Annotated in this window: 16 protein-coding genes and 1 tRNA gene; 11 read left to right on the top strand and 6 right to left on the bottom strand. The window is 56.3% G+C overall.

Going from position 1 to position 18,204, the window contains the following annotated elements; genetic code table 11:
- The 3 genes from ENN68_09550 to ENN68_09540 form a co-directional block, all read left to right on the top strand.
- A partial coding sequence (locus tag ENN68_09550; protein HDS46304.1) for a DUF3344 domain-containing protein occupies positions 1-1,294 on the top strand: 1,294 nt, incomplete at its 5' end.
- The gene (locus ENN68_09545; GenBank protein ID HDS46303.1) at positions 1,287-2,681 is read left to right on the top strand and encodes a DUF3344 domain-containing protein; all 1,395 of its coding nucleotides are present in this window, start codon (positions 1,287-1,289) and stop codon (positions 2,679-2,681) included. The genes ENN68_09550 and ENN68_09545, both read left to right, overlap by 8 nt.
- Positions 2,665-4,920 (top strand): DUF3344 domain-containing protein, encoded by a 2,256-nt coding sequence (locus ENN68_09540; GenBank protein HDS46302.1) that lies wholly within the window; start codon positions 2,665-2,667, stop codon positions 4,918-4,920. The genes ENN68_09545 and ENN68_09540 overlap by 17 nt, the downstream gene beginning before the upstream one ends.
- A 5-nt stretch (positions 4,921-4,925) precedes the next feature.
- Here the strand turns inward: ENN68_09540 and ENN68_09535 are convergent, their stop codons facing one another.
- Positions 4,926-7,247, bottom strand: a complete 2,322-nt coding sequence (locus ENN68_09535) for a hypothetical protein (GenBank protein ID HDS46301.1) — start codon at positions 7,245-7,247, stop codon at positions 4,926-4,928.
- A gap of 207 nt (positions 7,248-7,454) precedes the next feature.
- Here ENN68_09535 and ENN68_09530 point away from each other — a divergent pair, with 207 nt between their 5' ends.
- The 5 genes from ENN68_09530 (at position 7,455) to ENN68_09510 (ending at position 12,222) form a co-directional block, all read left to right on the top strand.
- On the top strand, positions 7,455-8,060 hold the full coding sequence (locus ENN68_09530) for a hypothetical protein (protein ID HDS46300.1): 606 nt from the start codon (positions 7,455-7,457) through the stop codon (positions 8,058-8,060).
- The gene (locus ENN68_09525; protein HDS46299.1) at positions 8,057-9,283 is read left to right on the top strand and encodes an ABC transporter substrate-binding protein; all 1,227 of its coding nucleotides are present in this window, start codon (positions 8,057-8,059) and stop codon (positions 9,281-9,283) included. The genes ENN68_09530 and ENN68_09525 overlap by 4 nt, the downstream gene beginning before the upstream one ends.
- A 79-nt stretch (positions 9,284-9,362) precedes the next feature.
- Positions 9,363-10,346, top strand: coding sequence for a radical SAM protein (locus tag ENN68_09520; GenBank protein HDS46298.1), 984 nt, complete (start codon positions 9,363-9,365; stop codon positions 10,344-10,346).
- A gap of 1 nt (position 10,347) precedes the next feature.
- Positions 10,348-11,427, top strand: coding sequence for an iron ABC transporter permease (locus ENN68_09515; GenBank protein HDS46297.1), 1,080 nt, complete (start codon positions 10,348-10,350; stop codon positions 11,425-11,427).
- Between the two features lie 12 nt (positions 11,428-11,439).
- Positions 11,440-12,222, top strand: a complete 783-nt coding sequence (locus ENN68_09510; GenBank protein ID HDS46296.1) for an ABC transporter ATP-binding protein — start codon at positions 11,440-11,442, stop codon at positions 12,220-12,222.
- A 32-nt stretch (positions 12,223-12,254) separates the two neighbouring features.
- On the opposite strand, the gene ENN68_09505 is transcribed toward ENN68_09510, so the two are convergent.
- Complete coding sequence (locus tag ENN68_09505; GenBank protein ID HDS46295.1) at positions 12,255-13,403, bottom strand: DUF4349 domain-containing protein; 1,149 nt, start codon at positions 13,401-13,403, stop codon at positions 12,255-12,257.
- Between ENN68_09505 and ENN68_09500 the strand changes: the two genes are divergently transcribed.
- Complete coding sequence (locus ENN68_09500) at positions 13,249-13,932, top strand: ArsR family transcriptional regulator (GenBank protein ID HDS46294.1); 684 nt, start codon at positions 13,249-13,251, stop codon at positions 13,930-13,932. The two genes, ENN68_09505 and ENN68_09500, sit on opposite strands and share 155 nt — an antisense overlap.
- A gap of 22 nt (positions 13,933-13,954) precedes the next feature.
- Here ENN68_09500 and ENN68_09495 read toward each other — a convergent pair whose 3' ends face one another.
- The 4 genes from ENN68_09495 to ENN68_09480 all read right to left on the bottom strand — a co-directional run bounded on the left by ENN68_09495 (position 13,955) and on the right by ENN68_09480 (position 16,262).
- Positions 13,955-14,497 (bottom strand): hypothetical protein, encoded by a 543-nt coding sequence (locus ENN68_09495; GenBank protein HDS46293.1) that lies wholly within the window; start codon positions 14,495-14,497, stop codon positions 13,955-13,957.
- 54 nt (positions 14,498-14,551) lie between these two features.
- Positions 14,552-15,076: a peptidase gene (locus ENN68_09490; GenBank protein HDS46292.1), complete on the bottom strand. Its 525-nt coding sequence runs from the start codon at positions 15,074-15,076 to the stop codon at positions 14,552-14,554.
- Between the two features lie 57 nt (positions 15,077-15,133).
- Positions 15,134-15,208, bottom strand: a tRNA-Pro gene (locus tag ENN68_09485).
- 184 nt (positions 15,209-15,392) lie between these two features.
- Positions 15,393-16,262, bottom strand: coding sequence for an AEC family transporter (locus ENN68_09480; protein ID HDS46291.1), 870 nt, complete (start codon positions 16,260-16,262; stop codon positions 15,393-15,395).
- 740 nt (positions 16,263-17,002) lie between these two features.
- Between ENN68_09480 and ENN68_09475 the strand changes: the two genes are divergently transcribed.
- Together ENN68_09475 and ENN68_09470 are read left to right on the top strand one after the other, a co-directional pair.
- On the top strand, positions 17,003-17,512 hold the full coding sequence (locus ENN68_09475) for a hypothetical protein (GenBank protein HDS46290.1): 510 nt from the start codon (positions 17,003-17,005) through the stop codon (positions 17,510-17,512).
- A gap of 69 nt (positions 17,513-17,581) precedes the next feature.
- Entirely contained in the window at positions 17,582-17,857 is a 276-nt protein-coding gene (locus ENN68_09470) for a hypothetical protein (GenBank protein HDS46289.1), read from the top strand.
- Positions 17,858-18,204: the final 347 nt, after the last annotated feature.

The following is an 18,204-nucleotide window of genomic DNA, read 5'->3' as shown; positions in this document are numbered from 1 at the left end:
CGATCCTACGATTCGAACAGCAGGGACTGCAGTCACCATAACAGTGACAGCAGACGCTGATAACGAGATCACCGAGTCCAACGAGACGAACAACACGTTAGAGCGTGAAAAGACGGTCGTGAATAACGGCTATAAAGGTAAACGCTACACCGGCGGGAGTGACATCACGACCTGGCGGACCTTCGAGCTCAGGGGTGACCTGCTCTATTCGACCGGCGATAGCCAGTATCTGAGCGGGTCCTCGGCGCCCTGGACCACCTATACGGTCACCTGGGCTGCGAGCGACCTGCCAGTCCCAGCCGCGGCATCAGTCGAAGCAGCGAGATTGTACGTGCTCTATACCTGGGATAAAGAACAGGGAATGCCGGATACTGTCAGCCTGAGCTTCAATGGCCTCGCACAGACACGCGATGCATTCTACACGGATCGCAAGGGCTATGCGGGCAGCGATTATCCCTACGGCATACTGGCCTACGATGTCAGCACCGGCTTCAGCACTGCGGGGAACACCGCGATCCTGACGAACCTGAATCCCGTTGCGGGTAATCCATCACTGCGCGGCATGATGCTCGTGGTGATTTACGCGGATGCAACCGAGCTGATGAAGAAGATATACATCAATGAGGAGTTCGACCTGCTCTATGGCGGTCCGTCCGCATGCACCACGCCGGAGGAGGCGACGGCCTACGCGCCGTTCGCCGGCTCGGTCGAACTCAGCACGGTGCGCAGCGCGCGTTTGATCACCGTTGCGCCCGGTGGGGGTCCGGACGAAGGTGAGCTGCTCTTCAACGGGCAGATCTGGACCAACGTCTGGAACTACGCGGGCATTTCGCAGATCGGAATCGACGATCGCGACGTGACGGCGTATCTGGCCGCGACAAACGAAGCGGGGTTCCAGAGCAGTGGCGATTACATGGAAGCGAGTAATGCGTTCCTCGTAGTGGAATACGAGCCGGAACCACAACCGATAAGAAGCGGTGGCGGCGGTGGAACTCCGCGTGACTCCGATGGCGATGGCTTCACGGATCTCGAAGAGATCTTAGCGGGTACCGATCCCCATGATCCGAGCGACTACCCGGGCGCAGTAGCAGCACCGGTAACGCCAGTGCCGGCAACACCTGCACCAGCGCCAGCCACGCCGGTACCAACACCCGTGCCAGTGCCAACGCCAGCACCTGCGACACCCGCACCTGCGACACCGGCACCTGAAGAGCCCGGTTTCGAAGCGGTATTCGCAATCGGTGGTCTCCTAGCGCTTGCCTACCTGACGCGGAGGAAGAACGGCAATGCATAACGCAGGTCATGCACGAGAACACCCTCGGGGGAAACTAATTCTCACCACTATTATCCCCGCTCATAAGAACATGCACAAGAAGCAGCTCGCACTGGGCGTCGTGATCGCGCTGGCACTGGTAATGGTGATCACGCCCGCTTCTGCTGATTACAACTTCTGTGGCTGGCCTCTGGAGACACGAGCGAGCGGTACGGTAAACGGCGGTGTGTTCATCGATTACGTGCCCTGGAACGGCTCAAAAGATTTATCACTGACCTCATCGGTACCCAATGGTACCGTGCAATGGGCGTACCTGTGCACCGGCTTCTGGGGCGGCACCGCGAATTACCAGGGCTGGGTTAACGTCACCTTCAACGGCATCAGCGACCGCAACGGCCTCGGATCGATTCATCTGCAGGGTAAGGATGATACGAACCCCACTGTATGGTGCACGACGCACGGCAAACACTGGCTCTACTATAACGTCACTGATCTGGTAACCGCAGGTGCTGTGAACACCGCACGCGCCCGTAAGATCAATGAAACCTATGGCGCCTTTGATGGCCGAGTCTACGGCATTGTCCTGGTGGTGATCTACGAAGGCGGGGACAATCCGAAGATTATCCACTACTGGCTGAACGATGGCAACGATGCACTCCACTATGATGCACCCGTTTTTCCGCCTGTTGGTGAGCATAATACCGGAACCACGTACTTTAATGGTACCGTAGACCCTGCTAACCTCACAGGCGCGCAGTTAGCGATGGTGCTTCTGACCGCCTATGATCCGCCCTGCAGTACCGGCGTGACTTTTAATGGCTATTCGTTGGACACGAGCTTGATGGACAGCAACACCTTCGAGCTGAACACCTGGAACGTCTCGCCGTATGTAGGCGAATCCGAGAACCGTGCCGTGTACAGCCGCTGCGAGGATACGTTCATAAACGTGCCGCTCGCGATCCTAACACTCGAATATTCGCCCGAGAAGACTGAACTCGACACGGGATTGCCAGAAAACCCTTATCCTAGTATCCCGGGAATCCATAGGGGCACCATAGAGGTTACCACTAACATAACGCTAAACACCATCTATACCTATCCTTGTGCGGGTACCGGCGGGCATACCGAATATGTGCGGATCTACGGGAACGGGCTGAACACGAGCGCTTCGTGGCGGGGATATCTGGGCGATTGGCGCAACCTGACGTTTGACGGGCCGGTCACGCTTGAAAAAGGGAAAACCTACAACTACGAGATCAGAACGGGCTCGTATCCGCAGCTGCACCATCAGGACGAGTTACCGGTGGCGGGAGGGGTCATCAGGTGCACGTCCTTTACCGACGTTAACGGAAAGGAGTACGATAAGGCAATTCCAGCCTTTAAACTATATTATGACGACCGCCAGTGAGAAGAGGGCTCATCGCGGCATAGTAGCGATCGGGACGTTCGCACCAGTATGCGCAGGAGCAGTTCTCATGTTCCTCGTTTTGCTCGCTTCCTCGGCACCAGTGCTCGCGCAGCATCCTGCAGCATCGCCGGGCGATGGTGCGGAGCTGCCAGACCTTACCATTACGGCGATCAAGCCCTACCACTACCGCTGGTCAGACGAGTATGGCCTCGCCATGGGTGATCCTTTTTTCAATCTGCGGAATTACGTGAATGTCACGGTGCAAAACAACGGAACTACAACCGCCGAGGTTTGTAAGATGGCACTCTACGCGGATGGCGATTTGATCGGCAGTGAAACGATTGAAGACCTGGGCGCTGGTCAGGCCCGAGAGTTAAAATTCCCGTGGACGCCGGAAGGTGAGGACCCTTTGAGCTGGACGGACACGGCACAGGGCGCAAAATTGAGTTATAGGAACACCAGCAGGATCTACACGCTGAGTGCTGTGGTAGACGAAGATGAAGCGGTGCAGGAGCTCAACGAGACAAATAATGAATTGACTCGGGAGCAGAAAGTCGTCTGGAACGGTTTTGCGGCGGATCAGCCTCTGGAAGAGTATGCGCATGACCTGCTACGTGGTGGCATGATCATCACCACGGGCGATGCGGTCTATCGCAGTGACAAATCGCGTGATAGCGGGACCGTTTATGGCTCACCCTATAAGATCAATTACAATGTGCAGATTCCGGGCAGCACCAAGCTCGCGCGATTGTATCTCTATTACACGTGGGCGGAACCCAAAAGCTCGAGACCGAAAGCGCCGAAGATACAGCTCACGATGCAGACTCCGGGCGGTACCTCCACCGAGCTGAGACTGGACGCGAGCTATAACGACCTCAAGGGCGATTTCCTCAATTTCAGGTTTCACGCTTGGGGCACGTACGCCTACGATCTCACGAATTACGTGCGCGCGAATGGAACATACGTCGTGACCGTCGAGAACATCAATGATGGTAGCGATGACGACTTTACCGACGAGTACTCATTCGCCGCACCAGCGCTGCTCGTCGTCTATGAGGACAACACGGCACCACTGCGTGAGTACTGGATCACCGAGGGCGCGGACATCCTCATGGGCGGGCGCCGATCGGACGGCGGGTTCCTCGGGCTGGATTCGTGCCGTAACAGCGCCCGATTCACCGGCGAGCATCTCGATCAAGAAGTGGAAAAAGCGGTGCTCGGTGTGATCACACCCTGGGCGGACGATGCCGAGGATGATCTCATCGAATTCAACGGTCGTGAGCTGGGCAAAGGGCTGTACAACGGGTATTTCCACGCATGGCGTGCAGATCTCGAAGGTCTGTCCATGGAAGTCGGGGCGAATGAAGCGCAACAGGGAGTTGTTGCAATTGACGTCACCCGGTACCTTGAACCGAAGAATAATGAGGTCGTTCAGGGCGACGACGGCGATAACATGATGCCGGCAACGGCAGTCCTCGTGGTCACGTATAAAGAGGTAGCGGAAGAAGACGGTAGCGGTGGTAGTGGCGGCTCGAGCGCAAAAGAGAGTGCGGCCACAACGACTTCGACCATACCGTCCACCGCGCCTGCAACGGCAGTAACAAAGGCAACTCGAATTATTCCGCGGCTGGATCCAGGAAAGGAAGTGGCAATGGTCTTCCAGGACATGGACGTCTCTCTGCTCGCGCTCACCGCTGCTAGCAGTGTGAGCGATGCGAAAGTGGTTGTGGAACGAGTTGAGAAACCCTTCGGGATTCCTGATCCCTCAGGCATACCCTACGTTTTCTTCCAGATCTCCGTGGATCACGACGAGGACGCGAGTATAGCAGGGCGAATCGAGTTCAAGGTGGCAACCTCGTGGATCGCGGAGAACCGGGTTGCTGCAGAAGCGGTGACGTTGAACCGGTATCACGAACGCGAGGGGTGGAGTGCACTACCCACCGCGAACATCGCTGAGATGGAGAACGCCACCGTGTATTTCGAGGCGGTTACACCTGGCTTTTCGCTCTTCGCCGTAACTGCCGGCCCGGTCACCACGCTTGCGTCACCCGCCACCCCGAAACCCACACCCGTACCGACACCAGTCGCGACGCTACCAGCGCCAACGGTAGTAGTGCCCGCGACTGAGCAAAGCACGGAACCGGCAAGCACCGAAGCGCCGGGCTTCGAATGCGTTGTGGTGTTGCTCATGCTCGTGTGCGGCGCATTCCTGTTCTTCAGAACACGAGGGATAAGCTGAGTTAGCTAGCCGCTCCTCTTTCGCGTGATCGCAGCGAGCAGAGAAACGATCAGTACGGCGAGCAGCAGTACCAGAGCACCAAATCCCGGTACGGGCAGCTGCTGCAAACCTGCGGGTTCCACGGGCTCTGACTCTGGCGCCGGCGTTGTTACCGGTGCTGCACCCGGTGCGGGTGAAGATGTCGTGGGTGCGCTCGTGGCTGCCGGTGTCACGGACGGCTCTTCCCGCGAACGGGTCGGCGTAACGATCTTTACTGCCTTCGTATCGGTATGTCCCTCACCATCGTTAGCTTCCACCGTGTACTCCCCGGTCAGTGCTTTCAGCGTACTGAACGTGGCCGTGAACACGCCATTATTGACCGTGACGAACTGCGGGCCGAGCGTAAGCGGGCCCAGCACCCTGACGATGATGGTCTGCCCCTCTCTGTTCGAGGCACCGTGTACCGTGAGGTTCTCGCCAAGCACAACATCATCAAGCGGATAGAGCATCACCTCAGCCAGCCCAACAGTGACTTTCACCGTCTTCATGAGATCGTCGCTGCCCGGAGCACCAGTCGTCGCTTCTGTCAGAATCGCCTTTATCTGCTCCTGCGTCTTCGCCCCCAGCAGGCTCAGATCACCACTGAAATACTTTTCCGCTACACCGTCCAGCACTGACGCGTTCCGAACGCCGTCATAAACCTGGTTCCGTCCCGGTGTGAGCACGAACGCGAGGTACTGCCCGGAGTCTGCATTTTTATCTACCCTCAGCTCAACGGACCACAGAGACGTGGCGCTGCTGACCGACGCGGTCTCATAAATGATCCCGCTCGGCAAGCCGTTCTCCTCTGAATTCGTCGGGTTCATCCCGCGCCCACTCCCGCCTTTCGGCGCGACGACCAGGATATCCACCACCTTCGTGCCCAGTGCGGTGCCGCTGAGCGTAAACGAATCCCCGGGCGGCACCAGGGCAACCGAGGACTCTGCCGTGAGGCCACCTAAGACCATGAGAACCAGGGTCGAGCCGTCATCGTTGAACTCCGAGATATCTTCACCATCGGAAAAACCACCGTTGATGAAGCCACGGATCTTGATCGCATCTTCAGTCCCGGTCCCGTAGGTTTCAGGCGTGCGCAGCTTCACCTCGAACTTACCGGCGCTGTCTATCGCCACGCCTGCCCTCACAACGACATCCTCAATGGCAATGTCCACCGTCTTGCCAGTATTCGCCGTGCCGCTGATAATGAGATCCGACCCGATCGCACAGGTCTCCGGAATGGTGAACGTCACTTTCTTCTTTATAACCGCGATGTCGACGTAATCCTCAGCATTGCTGTTCCGGTCCTGCACCTTAACCGTGTACGAGCCGATTCGATCAAAATGAACGAGATAAACCATCTCGCCTTCCGCGCCGATGGTATCCGTGAACCCGCCGTAGGTTTCGCTGGGGGGGTTGTCATTCCTGCTCGCGGGGAATATCGCACGCTCACCGTTCCGTGCCACGACGAGCGCGATCTCGAGATCCGGAAGCCCGGTAACCGTAAGTCGTATGTTCTCCAACTCGACGATCTCGGTCTTCTGCGCTTCTATCTTCAACTCGCCGCTCACGATCTCCAATTTCTCCCTGCTGCTCTCCGCATCGAGCCCTCGCGCGTACTCCTCCGTAAGAACCTGGAAGGTGTACGTGCCCAGCTCCCAGCCCGCAGTGGTGATTTCCAGGTCAGTAAGATGATCAACGTTAACAGTGTCAAAGACCGTCCCATCAGCATTTGCCTTGCGTGTGTTCCCACCGGGGTCTTTCACCACAAGAGTGACACCATCATACAGGTCCAGATTGGTGTTCAGCTCGATATTAAAGCCTGAACCTTCCGGTATGCTCGTGATCGTTTTACCGTTCCGCTTGAGCTTCAACCTCAGGTACGGCTCTTCGACCGTGATCGTGGTGTTATCGCACCCTTCTGTACAGTTCGCGCGATAGGTACCCACCTTTAGTGGTTTGAGCCCGGTGTCGAGCTTGCCACTACTATCAGAGAACTGCTCGTGATCTTCCGCGTCGCCTGAAATACCCGTTAACGTTACCGTCGCCACCGGTCCGCCGCTGCGATTGTAAAATTGAATGGCCTGCCCCTGCAATATCTTGGACGTCTCACCGTCCAGCCAGATCGTGACGGCGCCGAAGTTAACGTCAAAGAGCTCCCCCTGGCTCGAGATCGTCTGGGTGTCCGTGATGGTGGTCGCCGAGAGGAGCGGTACTACAGCTCCGAGCGTCACGGCCATCAGCACGGCAACGACGCAGAGTCGTACCGTTACTCCTTTGCGCTGTACCGCCTTCTTCATCGCCCCTCCCATGGTCGGTTGATCTCCGTGTGGTCTCTCGCTCTCTCGCCTCAGATCAGCTTCGCGTCTGTAGATACTGAGGTGGTTCTTGATATTAAAATACTCGTGAAATATTCTCTCTCTTGTTAACTATACAGAGAGATATATAACAGCAGGAATAAAAGATATCATGATCATGTGTTGTGATCGCGCGTGTGGTGATGAGCCGGGAGGGGCGGAATGAGAAGAGTACGTAGCACGGGAAACGGCAAAAACGTGTTAATAATGCTTTTCTTGCTCATACTGGTGAGTTCCGTGTTCTGTGCGGGCATGATGAGCGCGGTGCAGGGCGCGGACGTAGGCGGCGTGACCAGGTCCGTGCTGAGTGACCCCGTGCCCGGTGCTGAGTTCGAGGTGACACTCACGATGGACGCGGAACCCCCGCTGGTTGTTGGTATACGTGAGACGATCCCGGATGGGTTCGACTTCGTGAGCACGACGTGCAAAAACCATGAGGTCTCCGGGCATGAGCTTGCCTTCGTCGTTATGGACGAGACGGTCGTGAGCTACCGGATAAAGGCTCCTGCGTCGGGTACCGGAACATTCACGGGCACATGGATCGATCTGCTTGGCGCGGGCGAGGGCAGTATCGCAGCAACGACCGTTGTTGTGGGTGGGGGCGAGATGCCGTCTACTTCTGCACAACCCGGCACGTCCACAGAAACGCCCCGTGCTGACTCGGAGCCTGCGGTTCCCGGGTTCGGAGTGCTCTCTCTCATCGTTTCACTGGTCACCGTACTGCTTGTGCTTATAGTCCTGAGGAGCACCGGAGGCCGCCGGGAATGAGAGCCGTAACAGCAGGGCTCGCCCTCTTGATCCTGCTACTCTGCATGGCTTCGCTATCGTTCATGCCTGCTGCAGCCGCCGGGATACCCGGCGACGACGATGGCAATGGAAATCTGGACGAGCGTGAACTGGTAGCGAACATCTTCCGTTATCTCCACGGTACGGGCGATCTCTCCCTGGAAGATTTACGGGATGCCGCTCACGTTTACGTCTACTGGAATGGCGCGCCACGAAGCATTGTGGATACCGCGGGCCGGACCGTAACGATTTATCGACCGGTGAAGAAGATCGTTGTTCTCAGTTCAGATGGTGCGCGCGCGATACAGATCCTCGGCGCCGAGCATAGGGTCGTCGGCATAAGCGAGACGGTCAAGGACTTTTCGTTTTATTTCCCCGCCACCTCGCAGCAACCCGTGGTGGGAACGTGGAAGGAAGTTGATTGGGAGACCATAGTGGCACTGCATCCCGACCTGTTGATCGTTTCGCCGGCGGGCACGATCAATGTGAATGTAGCAGAAGATAAGCTCAAGGGATTTGATATTACCGTGGTCGGCTTCTATCTCTATGTCACTGCGGAGTATGACCAGATCTTCGAGGAGCTGGAGGAACTTGCTTTCCTCCTGGAGAAGGAGCACGCAGCAGCGCGCTATATCGCCTGGCATAACGGTTACCTGGCACAGGTGGAGGAGTTCGTTACGGGCCGTGAAAAGCCAGAGGTCTTTCTGACCTATACCTCCGGCGCGATCGGTAAGACCTCAGATATCAGTAGCTACGGGCCAGGCTCAACGCTCTACCTGCTCGCTGAGAAGGCTGGAGCGCGGCCGATCACCGAATACGCCACGACGGGCTATCCCAAAGTTAACGCTGAATGGGTGTTGGCCAAGAATCCGGATACGGTCATCATGATCTGTGGCAACGTCTTCGGCTGGTGGAATACCGCAACCGAGCCGGCAAATCTCCTGCAGCAGCTCATGGCTGGGAAATCCTGGGGAACCCTGAATGCTACCGTGAACAACCAGATCTACGCTGTACCGTGGTCTGTCACGAACGGTTTTGAGCACACCTATGGGTTCGTGCTGCTTGCCAAGCTCTTCCATCCTGAGCTCCCGATCGAGCCCGGGCACGTCTCGCAGGAGTTCCTCGAGGAGTTCTTGCGCGTTGAGTATCCGGGGGGCGAAGGGAAGGTGCTCGCGTACTCCGGCGTGACCACTTTGAGGACGTAGGTGGGGGCGTGAGAAGGGCGTAGCATGGCACAGGAGCACCGTATCGCCCCGTATCAATGAATGAACAGATATGAGGATCATGCAAGACTTCAGAGAGTGCAGATTGTGCGCATGGGATTGTGGGGTGAACAGGATCGAAGCGGTGGGGGTCTGTAAGGTCAACGTTCCCGAGGTGGCGTACACCTGTCTGGCGGAATCGCTCGAGAGCTACTCGGTTACGTTGCTGGGCTGCAATTTCCGCTGCCTCTACTGTAACGCATATCGACTCTCGCAGTATCCCGACACCAACTGGTTCTACCGCGGATACATAGATCCTGAAGAGCTTGCGCGCGAAGCGATCGAGAAATTACAGGGCGCAGGCATCGAGAAGCTCGGCTTTACCGGCGGCGAGCCGACCATCCACCTGCCGTACATCGAGGCGGTAGTAAGGGCGGCGAAGAAGCGGATGCCCCACCTCCAGGTAGGCTTAACCACTAACGGCTTTGCCACTGAAGCGAGCATGAAGCGGATCGTTGACCTCTGCTCGTATATAACGCTGGAGATCAATGCCTATCGCAACGATACGCATCTGGCGTTGAGTGGTGCGCCGGTTGAGCCCGTTTTACGGAACGCTGCTTTCCTGATAAAACACCGTGACAAACTACGAGCGCTTAAAACCGTTGTGGTGCCGCGGATAAATGATACTGAGATCGAAGAGATCGCGCAATTTATCGCCGCGATTGATCCGTCCGTACCCTATCACCTGATCGGTTTCCGGCCGAGTTTCATGCTCTATTACCATCCCGGGCCGTCTGCGAGCGAGCTGGACGCGATCGGGAAGCGCTGTGAGCACCATCTGGAAAACGTCAAATGGGGTGGTGCGTACCCGCAGGAGCAGGCATTTGCTGGTTCCCGGGGGGCGGAACTCGCACGGCAGTATGCCCGCAGCGCAGGGTGCATACGAAGTGATCGGAACTGTGGCTCGTGCAGTATGAACAAGCGGTGTCCCGCAGTCCTGCGAGAGCCCTGGCTCTGCACGCCACATACGCCGCGGCCGAGAACCGGTAACGCGGGGGACCTATAAGATGACCCGGAATCAGTCTGGAGCGGAGAAGGGAACGACGGGCGATGAGATACGAGCGCAGTACAAGCGTTTTACTGCTCGGAAGCTCATCTTCATGGTGGCCTTGATCGTCGTGATCGTCTTGATCGCGGGCGTTGCGGCCACGCTCGGCTCCTATCATATCTCGGTCGTTGAGGTGTATACGATCATCTGGCACGGGCTCTTCCGTAAGCCGGAGACGACCAAAGAGCTCGTGGTCTGGAACCTGCGGCTGCCGGCGATCGTGATGGGCATTCTGGCGGGCATTGGACTCGCTATCGCTGGAACTACGATGCAGAGCGTGGTCCGTAACCCGTTAGCCAGCCCCTACACCCTGGGGATCGCATCCGCAGCCGGCTTCGGCGCGGCGCTCGCGATCATTCTGGGCAGAGGCTTTGCCGCTGGACAGTATTTGATCATCGCGAATGCTTTCGTATTCGCTGTTCTCTCCGCGTTCATCATCTATGGCCTCTCACGCTACCGGAGCGCGACACCGGAGACGATGATCCTCGCCGGTATCGCGTTGATGTACCTCTTCTCCGCGATGACCGGGCTCCTCCAGTACTTTGGCGAGGAGGCGGCCGTGGCCGAGGTGGTTTTCTGGATGTTCGGGAGTCTCGGCCGGGCCACGTGGGATAAGTTGATCTTTGTCGTCATCACCCTTGCCATCTGCATACCACTGCTCATGCTCAAATCCTGGGATTTGAATACACTGAGTGCGGGCGACGAGAGCGCGAAGAGCCTGGGCGTCAATGTGGATCAGACGAGGGTGCTGTGCTTTATTCTCGCGTCGGTCATGACTGCCGGGGTGATTTGCTTCACCGGTACTATCGGATTTATCGGGTTGGTGGCACCGCATATGTGCCGGATGGTGATCGGTGGCGATAACCGCTATCTGATCCCTGCTTCCGGGCTCTGTGGTGCCGTTATATTACTCACGGCTGATACGGTCGCGCGCAGAATTGTAGCACCGACGATCCTGCCGGTGGGACTGCTCACGTCATTTCTCGGCGTTCCGCTCTTCCTTTACTTAATCTTGCGCAGAAAGAAGGAGTATTGGTAGGGTGGTGGAGAGATGGTAACCCTGAAAATAAAAGACCTTGCGTTCGGCTATGCAAGTGCTCCCGTACTCGCGGGTGTGAGCCTGGAAGTGGGCACAAAGGAGATCGTGGCCGTCCTTGGCCCCAACGGCGCGGGCAAATCCACGCTCCTGAAATGCATCGATCGGATACTTCATCCCCAGCACGGCACCATCCTGCTCGACGGCGAGGAAATAAGCCATATGAGCCGGCTTGAGCTCGCCCGAAGGATCGGGTACATACCGCAGAGTCTCGCGCAAGCCTTCTCGATCACCGTCTTTGATGCGGTGCTCATGGGCAGGCGACCGCACATCAGCTGGCGTACGAGCGAGCAGGACACGGAGAAGGTTCTGCACACACTGGAAATGCTCCACATCGAGGATCTTGCCATGCGCGATATCAGTGAGTTGAGCGGTGGCCAGATGCAGCAGGTCTTTATTGCCCGCGCGCTCGTGCAGGAGCCTGAGGTGCTCTTACTCGACGAGCCAACCTCTAATCTTGACATTCGACACCAGCTCGAGGTGATGCACACCGTCAAGAGCATCGTGCGCAAGAATGAGATCTCCGCGATGATGGCGATCCACGATCTCAACCTGGCCGCGCGGTTCGCCGACAAGATCGTGCTCATGAATGGCGGTGGAATCCTGTCGGTCGGCAACCCGGCCACGGTCATCACACCGGAGAATATCCGGGTGGTGTTTAAGGTGGACGCTGACGTGTATGAAAAGGATGGGAAACTGCACGTTGTACCGTTAAGGGCGATCGCGCGAACAACGTAGTGGCGATCGTTATTCCCCCTGATCTTCTCAGGTTACACGGTGCGGCCACGCCTTCTTCGTACTATGCACGATCTGATGATCCAGCCCAGCCCGAGCAGGATGAGAATCGGTAATGCGTACCCTACAGCGATTATCAGACCCCGTATCACCGCAACAAACCCGCCAAAGGCCGCACGAAGCGCGTCCCGTATGCCCCAGCTCTGCGTTATCGGCTCCGGCTCATATAAGGATACCGTAATGGTGGCAAGCTCGATCCGGTTCTCCAAATAGGTGATCCGGCCGGTCATCTGCTCGATCCCGCTCCGGACACGCTCCAGCTCGCGCTCGACCTCCAGGATCTCCTCCACGGTCTCGGCCCGCTCCAGGATCTCCAGTAGCCGCTGCTCCTGACGCTTCGAATTGTTCAGCCGCGCCTGCAGATCGATATACTCTTCCGTGACGTCCTCACCCGAGATGTGCTGCGAGGTTACCGTACCGAGTTTCTCCAGGTCTGCAAGTACCATAAGAAACTGATCGCTGGGCACCCGGATCGTTATATCACCTCGCTTGCGATCCGTGCGAGTAACGTACGAGTATGAGTCAGAAATGAAGCCGCCCGCTCGTTCGACGATCTGGCTGAGTGCGTCAGAGCCCGTCTGATAGTTCGCTACTTCGATGCTCAGCGAGGCACGCTGGATGAGCTTCTGCTCCGCAGTCGGCGTAAGGGCGCTCGAGGAGGTTTCGGCTGCGCCTTTTCCGGCTGGCGCGGGTACCGGTAGGGAATCGTATAACCCCCCCTCGGGCGCTCGTGAGTAATGATCCGCCTGTTTTTCGGGATCAAATGCGGGACTGAGCATATAGCCGATTGACGCTGAGAGTATACAGAGCACGATGACCGCGACGATCGCGACATTTTTTCGCATCTCGAGTACCTGCCTACAAGACGGTTCGGTTCGCCGATTTAAAAGGTTATGGTAAGCTACGGGCGAAATCGCAGCTATGAAAGGCTTTAAAAAGAGGTAAATGAAAGCAAGAAAGTAAGAAGCGATGATACGAGACTCTGGTAACCACGAGAACGGAACGGAGGATACTGCAGAACTCGCTGAGGAGAAGCTGCTCATATTGCCCTTGAATGACAAGAATTCGAAACTCATCTCACAGGTCATTTCGAACGATACCGCTCGTGCTATTCTGGAAACCATCTCAGATGCGCCGCGGTCAACGACGGAAATCGCGGAGAAGCTGGGAATTCCGCTGACAACGGTACAGTACAACCTGGAGAAGCTGGCGGAGGCGGGACTGGTCAAGGTCGCGCGGACACGCTACAGCAGGAAGATGAAACCGGTGAAGCTGTACGCACCACAGCGGAAATACGTGGTCATCGCACCCGGTACGGCGGATAGAAGCGACGTAATCGCGGCCTTGAAGCGCTATCTGACCATCATCGCGGTTGCGGTCTTCGGCTCGCTGGCGATCGAGGGATTGATGATGCGACTGGGTGTGGGTCCGGTTGATGATGTAGCTGTACGATCCGTTCCGGAGGGGTATGGTGGCGGTGCTGAGGCACCGGCGTATGCACCCGCACCCTTACCGGAGAAGGCACTGGAAGCAGGCGCAGGGTTCGATCTCTTCATGCATCCCGGGCTCTGGTTCTTCCTCGGCTGCCTCTTCGTCCTCGTGGTCGTGCTTTGCTTTGAATATCGTGCGCGAAGAAAGGCGAAGACCGGGTGATCTTACCGCTTCATTTCCTCCTTTAGTCGGGATACCGCACTTCCACGGTCACGGCCTTGCTTCGTGAGAGCTCTTCGCCGGTGCTGAGCAACCGTACACATCCCTGTAGCTCGAACGACCCGCGGAAGGGTAATTCGCGTTTATTCGTCGCGGTGAAGGTGTGCCGTGAGGTTCCTCCGGGACCCAGATCGATCCCGACATACTGCGGGGGCGGCACGCTCCAGTATTTGCCGCCATCCGTGGTGATCACGTCAATACCGACAGAATAGTCCGCACCGGAGGTGATATTCTCGCCGGTGTTCTTAACCGTGATCGTGAGGGTCACTGATTCGCCGAGATCAATGGCCGCGAATTTGTCGTTGAGCAGTGATGGCGTGGGCTCCGTGATCTTGATGTCAACGATCTCGAGACCGTTTCTCTGTACGTGCTCGTTGTTCTGAGGGCCGCTCCACCAGAGCATGTAGGCAAAGAGAGCGATGACCACCACGAGCAGCACGACACATACCGCTAAGATTCTCACCAGGGTTTGGGTTTCGGTAACATCCGCCAGTGATTTATTCTTCATGGCTGCTGTGCGGGGGGGATTGCTCGGTATACTGAGAGTAGATCGACGCCCTACTTATAAATAGCTTATGCGGGCTCGACACCGCTCACAGAGCCGCGCGGGCTTTGCCTCGGCCTCAGCCAGGGAATTCGAGTAGCGCATTACGCACTCGTTGGTGCAGTGCTGCAGCCCCAGGACATGCCCCAGCTCGTGTATCGCCTCCTTAACAATCAGCTCTTCAGAGTACAGTCGGTGAATGGAGAGCACGGCTGCTTTGCCGGTATGTGCAAGCCCGAAGACGAAATTCATGCCCGTTACGTACATATCGTCACGCACCATCCAGAGTGCGACAGCATTCCTGGCCGACGGTACACGCGCCATGTGCTGGATAAGCGCGGAGAGGAGCTTCGAGGCATTGTACTGGGTTCGTCGTGTATGGTACGCGTTTTTGAACTCTGCCGGGTTAAACAGCTCTATTTCGTGCGCTTCCAGTCCCAAAACGTCCTCTAATCCGCTCGTTACCGCGGGAACCGCCGCTGCACACGCGTTCGCGTAATAGAGCCAGAGCGCGTTCATCCTTCTGCCGGTTAATCGCATCACCTGTACTTGCTTTACTAACCGTTTTGCGCAACGAGCGTTCGAGTGGATTGAATGTAATGGGGCAGCCCAGATTTGAACTGGGGTCCATGGCTCCCAAAGCCACGAGGATAGACCTGGCTACCCTACTGCCCCGCACGGCTTCTACCGTAGGATATAATGACCCAGCCCTACTTAAATACCTGGCCTACGAGCGTTATGAGGCAGTATAAACACGGTTGCAACAGCAATCTGGATTAGAGCAGAGCAGGAAAAGAACGTGTAAGGAATGGTTTGGTGGGCTCCAGGTGTACTTGGGCACTCCTGGGCGTATACCCGATCATAAAAACGTCAGGATGAGCGGTATCGAGACCACGCTCATAACCGTGGTGATCAGTACGACCGAAGCAACCAGAGCGGCGTCACGATCGTATTTCGCGGCCAGGATCATTCCCATGACGGCTGAGGGCATGGCGGCCTGAAGGAGCAGTATGTCCCTGACCATGCCCTCGAGGGACAGCAGCGTACTGACCGCAAGTGCAACCGCGAAGCCGCCGCAGATCCTGAACAGGGATGCTGAAACCGCTAGCTTCGCCGCACTGATCCTGATCTCCGTGAGCTTGTAGCCGAGCACGAGCAACGCGAGCGGAATGGTGATCATGCCGATCATCTCTACCGGCCTGAAGAGCACGTCGGGCACGGGTAGGTGGAGCAGGTTAACGGTTAAGCCGATGAGGACGGCGTAGAGCAGCGGGAGTTTGAAGGCTTCGAGCAGCTCGTTACGGTGACTGACCACATAGATACCGAGGCTGAAGATCACGAGCGAGTTCATCATGTCGTAGACGACCGCGCGTGAGAGCCCGTCCATGCCGAAAGCGAAGAGCGCGACGGGATAGCCCAGATAGCTGGTGTTGCCGAAGACGAGCGGCAGATACAAACCCTTTTTCGCGGTTCCCAGCAGCCTCAGGATGAGGAACGAGGCCGCCATCATGATGAGAATAACCGCCAGTGCCGCGCCTGCCAGGGTGGTGAAATCGGTGAGGTTGATATCACTGCGGGAGACCGAAGCGAAGATCAAGCACGGTGCTGCAACGTACACGATCAGGTCAACGAACGTCTGCACCTCGATTTTACGGATCCTGCCGATCACATACCCCAGTACGATGATCGAGAAGACCGGGATGACCGTCTGCACGAGCGTTTGGTACATTGAGGAACAAATTGCGGAGCGTGGTTAAAAAGGTACGGTGCTTGAACCGTAAAAATGCTGATCTTCAGGCTTCATGATACGTTTTGAACCCGTTTGCGACAATTTCATCGCTGGTACTACCTGAGCCCGCTGAAGCCGCTAGCGAAAAGCTTATATATTTACAACGTTTTTATTGGATTGATAAGGTTGTGAGTCCGGGTAGCATTTGCAGTGGTTATGGCTTCGATGTTTGTAGGATGTGTTGAATATGGACGAACGCAAATGGGGACTTATGAAGAAACACACTAAAGAAATTATAGATAACGGGCTTGTTCAATTTAATATAACGCACCCTGAATTTAGATTTGGCAATCCAACGAATAGCGAAATTACGGAGTATGCACATAGGATATATGAGTTCATGCGTGTTGACCGTCTTTTACATGAACAGCGCGGCCAGTCTGTACCGATTGAGCATAAGTTGTTAGCATCGACTTCACTGCAGTGGGTGGAGATATTACTGGGTTCGATACTTTGGTTTGGTATAAATACCTCCTTAGTTAAGAATTGGCTAATATCTGAGTTTCAACAACACTACAGGCAACTATTAATAAGAGAGAACCACCCGTATGCGAGCTTAACACCGCCGGAGTTTGCATCGAAGATGCTTACGTGGCTGCGCGATTATCGGTTGGGAATACGTTAGTGTCTAAGCTCATGGTCGCTAGGAAGCACGCAATTTTCATTCGTCAAAGAGCGTAATTCGCTCATTCAGAAAGAACGAGCCGGAGATCTCAGATGCTGAGTATGACCAGCTTTTGGAAGAGCTGAAGGAGCTGGAGGAGCAGTTTCCGCAGTACCAGTCACCTGATTCCCCTACCCAGCGGGTGGGCGCTCCGCCGGCAGAGGAGTTCGAGACGGTGGAGCACGTGGCTCCCCTGCTCAGCCTGGAAACCGCGGATAAGAAAGGACTCAAAGCTTTTGACCGCCGGGTGAAGCAGGAACTGGGCGTGGAGGAGGTATCGTATATCGTGGAGCCCAAACGGGACGGGTTGAGCGTGGAGCTTATCTATGAGGATGGCACGTACACCCGGGGCGCTACCCGCGGTGACGGAAAGCGAGGAGAGGATGTTACCGAAAATATCAAAACCATCCGGGCCGTTCCCCTTAAATTGCGCCGGAATGAGCAGGGCATTCCTGCGGTGCTGGCGGTTCGGGGAGAGGTCATCATGCACCTCAAGGACTTTGAGCACTGGACAGGAACGGACTGAGCGTGGCCAGGAGCCCATGGCCACCGGGAGACAGCAAAGCGACCTCTGGATATCTTTTTCTACCAAATCATGCACCTGGAGATGGCGGGGCTGACCGTAGAGAAGCACTGGGAGGCCCTGAATCTACTGCGCTCATGGGGGCTGAAGGTCAATGGGCACATTCAGCGCTGCGAGAACGTGGAGGAGGTCATTACCTACCACCAAACCATGGAGGACCAGCGGGAAGACCTGGAACATGAGATCGATGGCATCGTGGCCAAGGTCAATCGGCTGGACTACCAGGAACAATTGGACAGTAAGACCCGATCGCCTCGCTGGGCCATCGCCTATAATCCCGCCTCGTAAGGAGGTAACTCAGATCCAGCGTATTGCTGTGCTGGTGGAGCGTACCGGCATTCTTACCCCCGCCGATAGGGGATCCCTCCGATAAATTTTAGGTACGTATCCAGTTTTATTGCGATGGTAATCGATCAAATCACCACACAGTAGGTGAATATTCAAATTCAAATTCCGCGAGCCGCTCTGGAGGTAGTCCAAGGTCGAGGAACATCTGTCTGAAAACTATTCTAGTATTTGTTTAGTTCCCCCTTCCTATAAGCTTTCTGGAGCTTTTCGATACCCATAAAATGCCCCCCCTCTCTTTTCCCACAAAACTGGAGTGGAAAAGAAGCTTATTTAAATACAACGTTTTT

This window comes from Methanomicrobia archaeon (assembly GCA_011049045.1).
Lineage (GTDB): Archaea > Halobacteriota > Syntropharchaeia > Alkanophagales > Methanospirareceae > JACGMN01.
Note: the sequence above shows the minus strand (reverse complement) of the source record. Positions and strands in the feature narration are given on the sequence as shown.

Coding starts and splice junctions, on each gene's coding strand:
- ENN68_09520 (HDS46298.1), top strand. CDS start 9,363: ATGCAAGACTTCAGAGAGTGCAGATTGTGCGCATGGGATTGTGGGGTG.
- ENN68_09505 (HDS46295.1), bottom strand. CDS start 13,403: ATGGTTTCCAGAATAGCACGAGCGGTATCGTTCGAAATGACCTGTGAG.
- ENN68_09510 (HDS46296.1), top strand. CDS start 11,440: ATGGTAACCCTGAAAATAAAAGACCTTGCGTTCGGCTATGCAAGTGCT.
- ENN68_09495 (HDS46293.1), bottom strand. CDS start 14,497: ATGAAGAATAAATCACTGGCGGATGTTACCGAAACCCAAACCCTGGTG.
- ENN68_09525 (HDS46299.1), top strand. CDS start 8,057: ATGAGAGCCGTAACAGCAGGGCTCGCCCTCTTGATCCTGCTACTCTGC.
- ENN68_09540 (HDS46302.1), top strand. CDS start 2,665: ATGACGACCGCCAGTGAGAAGAGGGCTCATCGCGGCATAGTAGCGATC.
- ENN68_09515 (HDS46297.1), top strand. CDS start 10,348: ATGACCCGGAATCAGTCTGGAGCGGAGAAGGGAACGACGGGCGATGAG.
- ENN68_09480 (HDS46291.1), bottom strand. CDS start 16,262: ATGTACCAAACGCTCGTGCAGACGGTCATCCCGGTCTTCTCGATCATC.
- ENN68_09470 (HDS46289.1), top strand. CDS start 17,582: ATGCACCTGGAGATGGCGGGGCTGACCGTAGAGAAGCACTGGGAGGCC.
- ENN68_09535 (HDS46301.1), bottom strand. CDS start 7,247: ATGGGAGGGGCGATGAAGAAGGCGGTACAGCGCAAAGGAGTAACGGTA.
- ENN68_09530 (HDS46300.1), top strand. CDS start 7,455: ATGAGAAGAGTACGTAGCACGGGAAACGGCAAAAACGTGTTAATAATG.
- ENN68_09545 (HDS46303.1), top strand. CDS start 1,287: ATGCATAACGCAGGTCATGCACGAGAACACCCTCGGGGGAAACTAATT.
- ENN68_09500 (HDS46294.1), top strand. CDS start 13,249: ATGATACGAGACTCTGGTAACCACGAGAACGGAACGGAGGATACTGCA.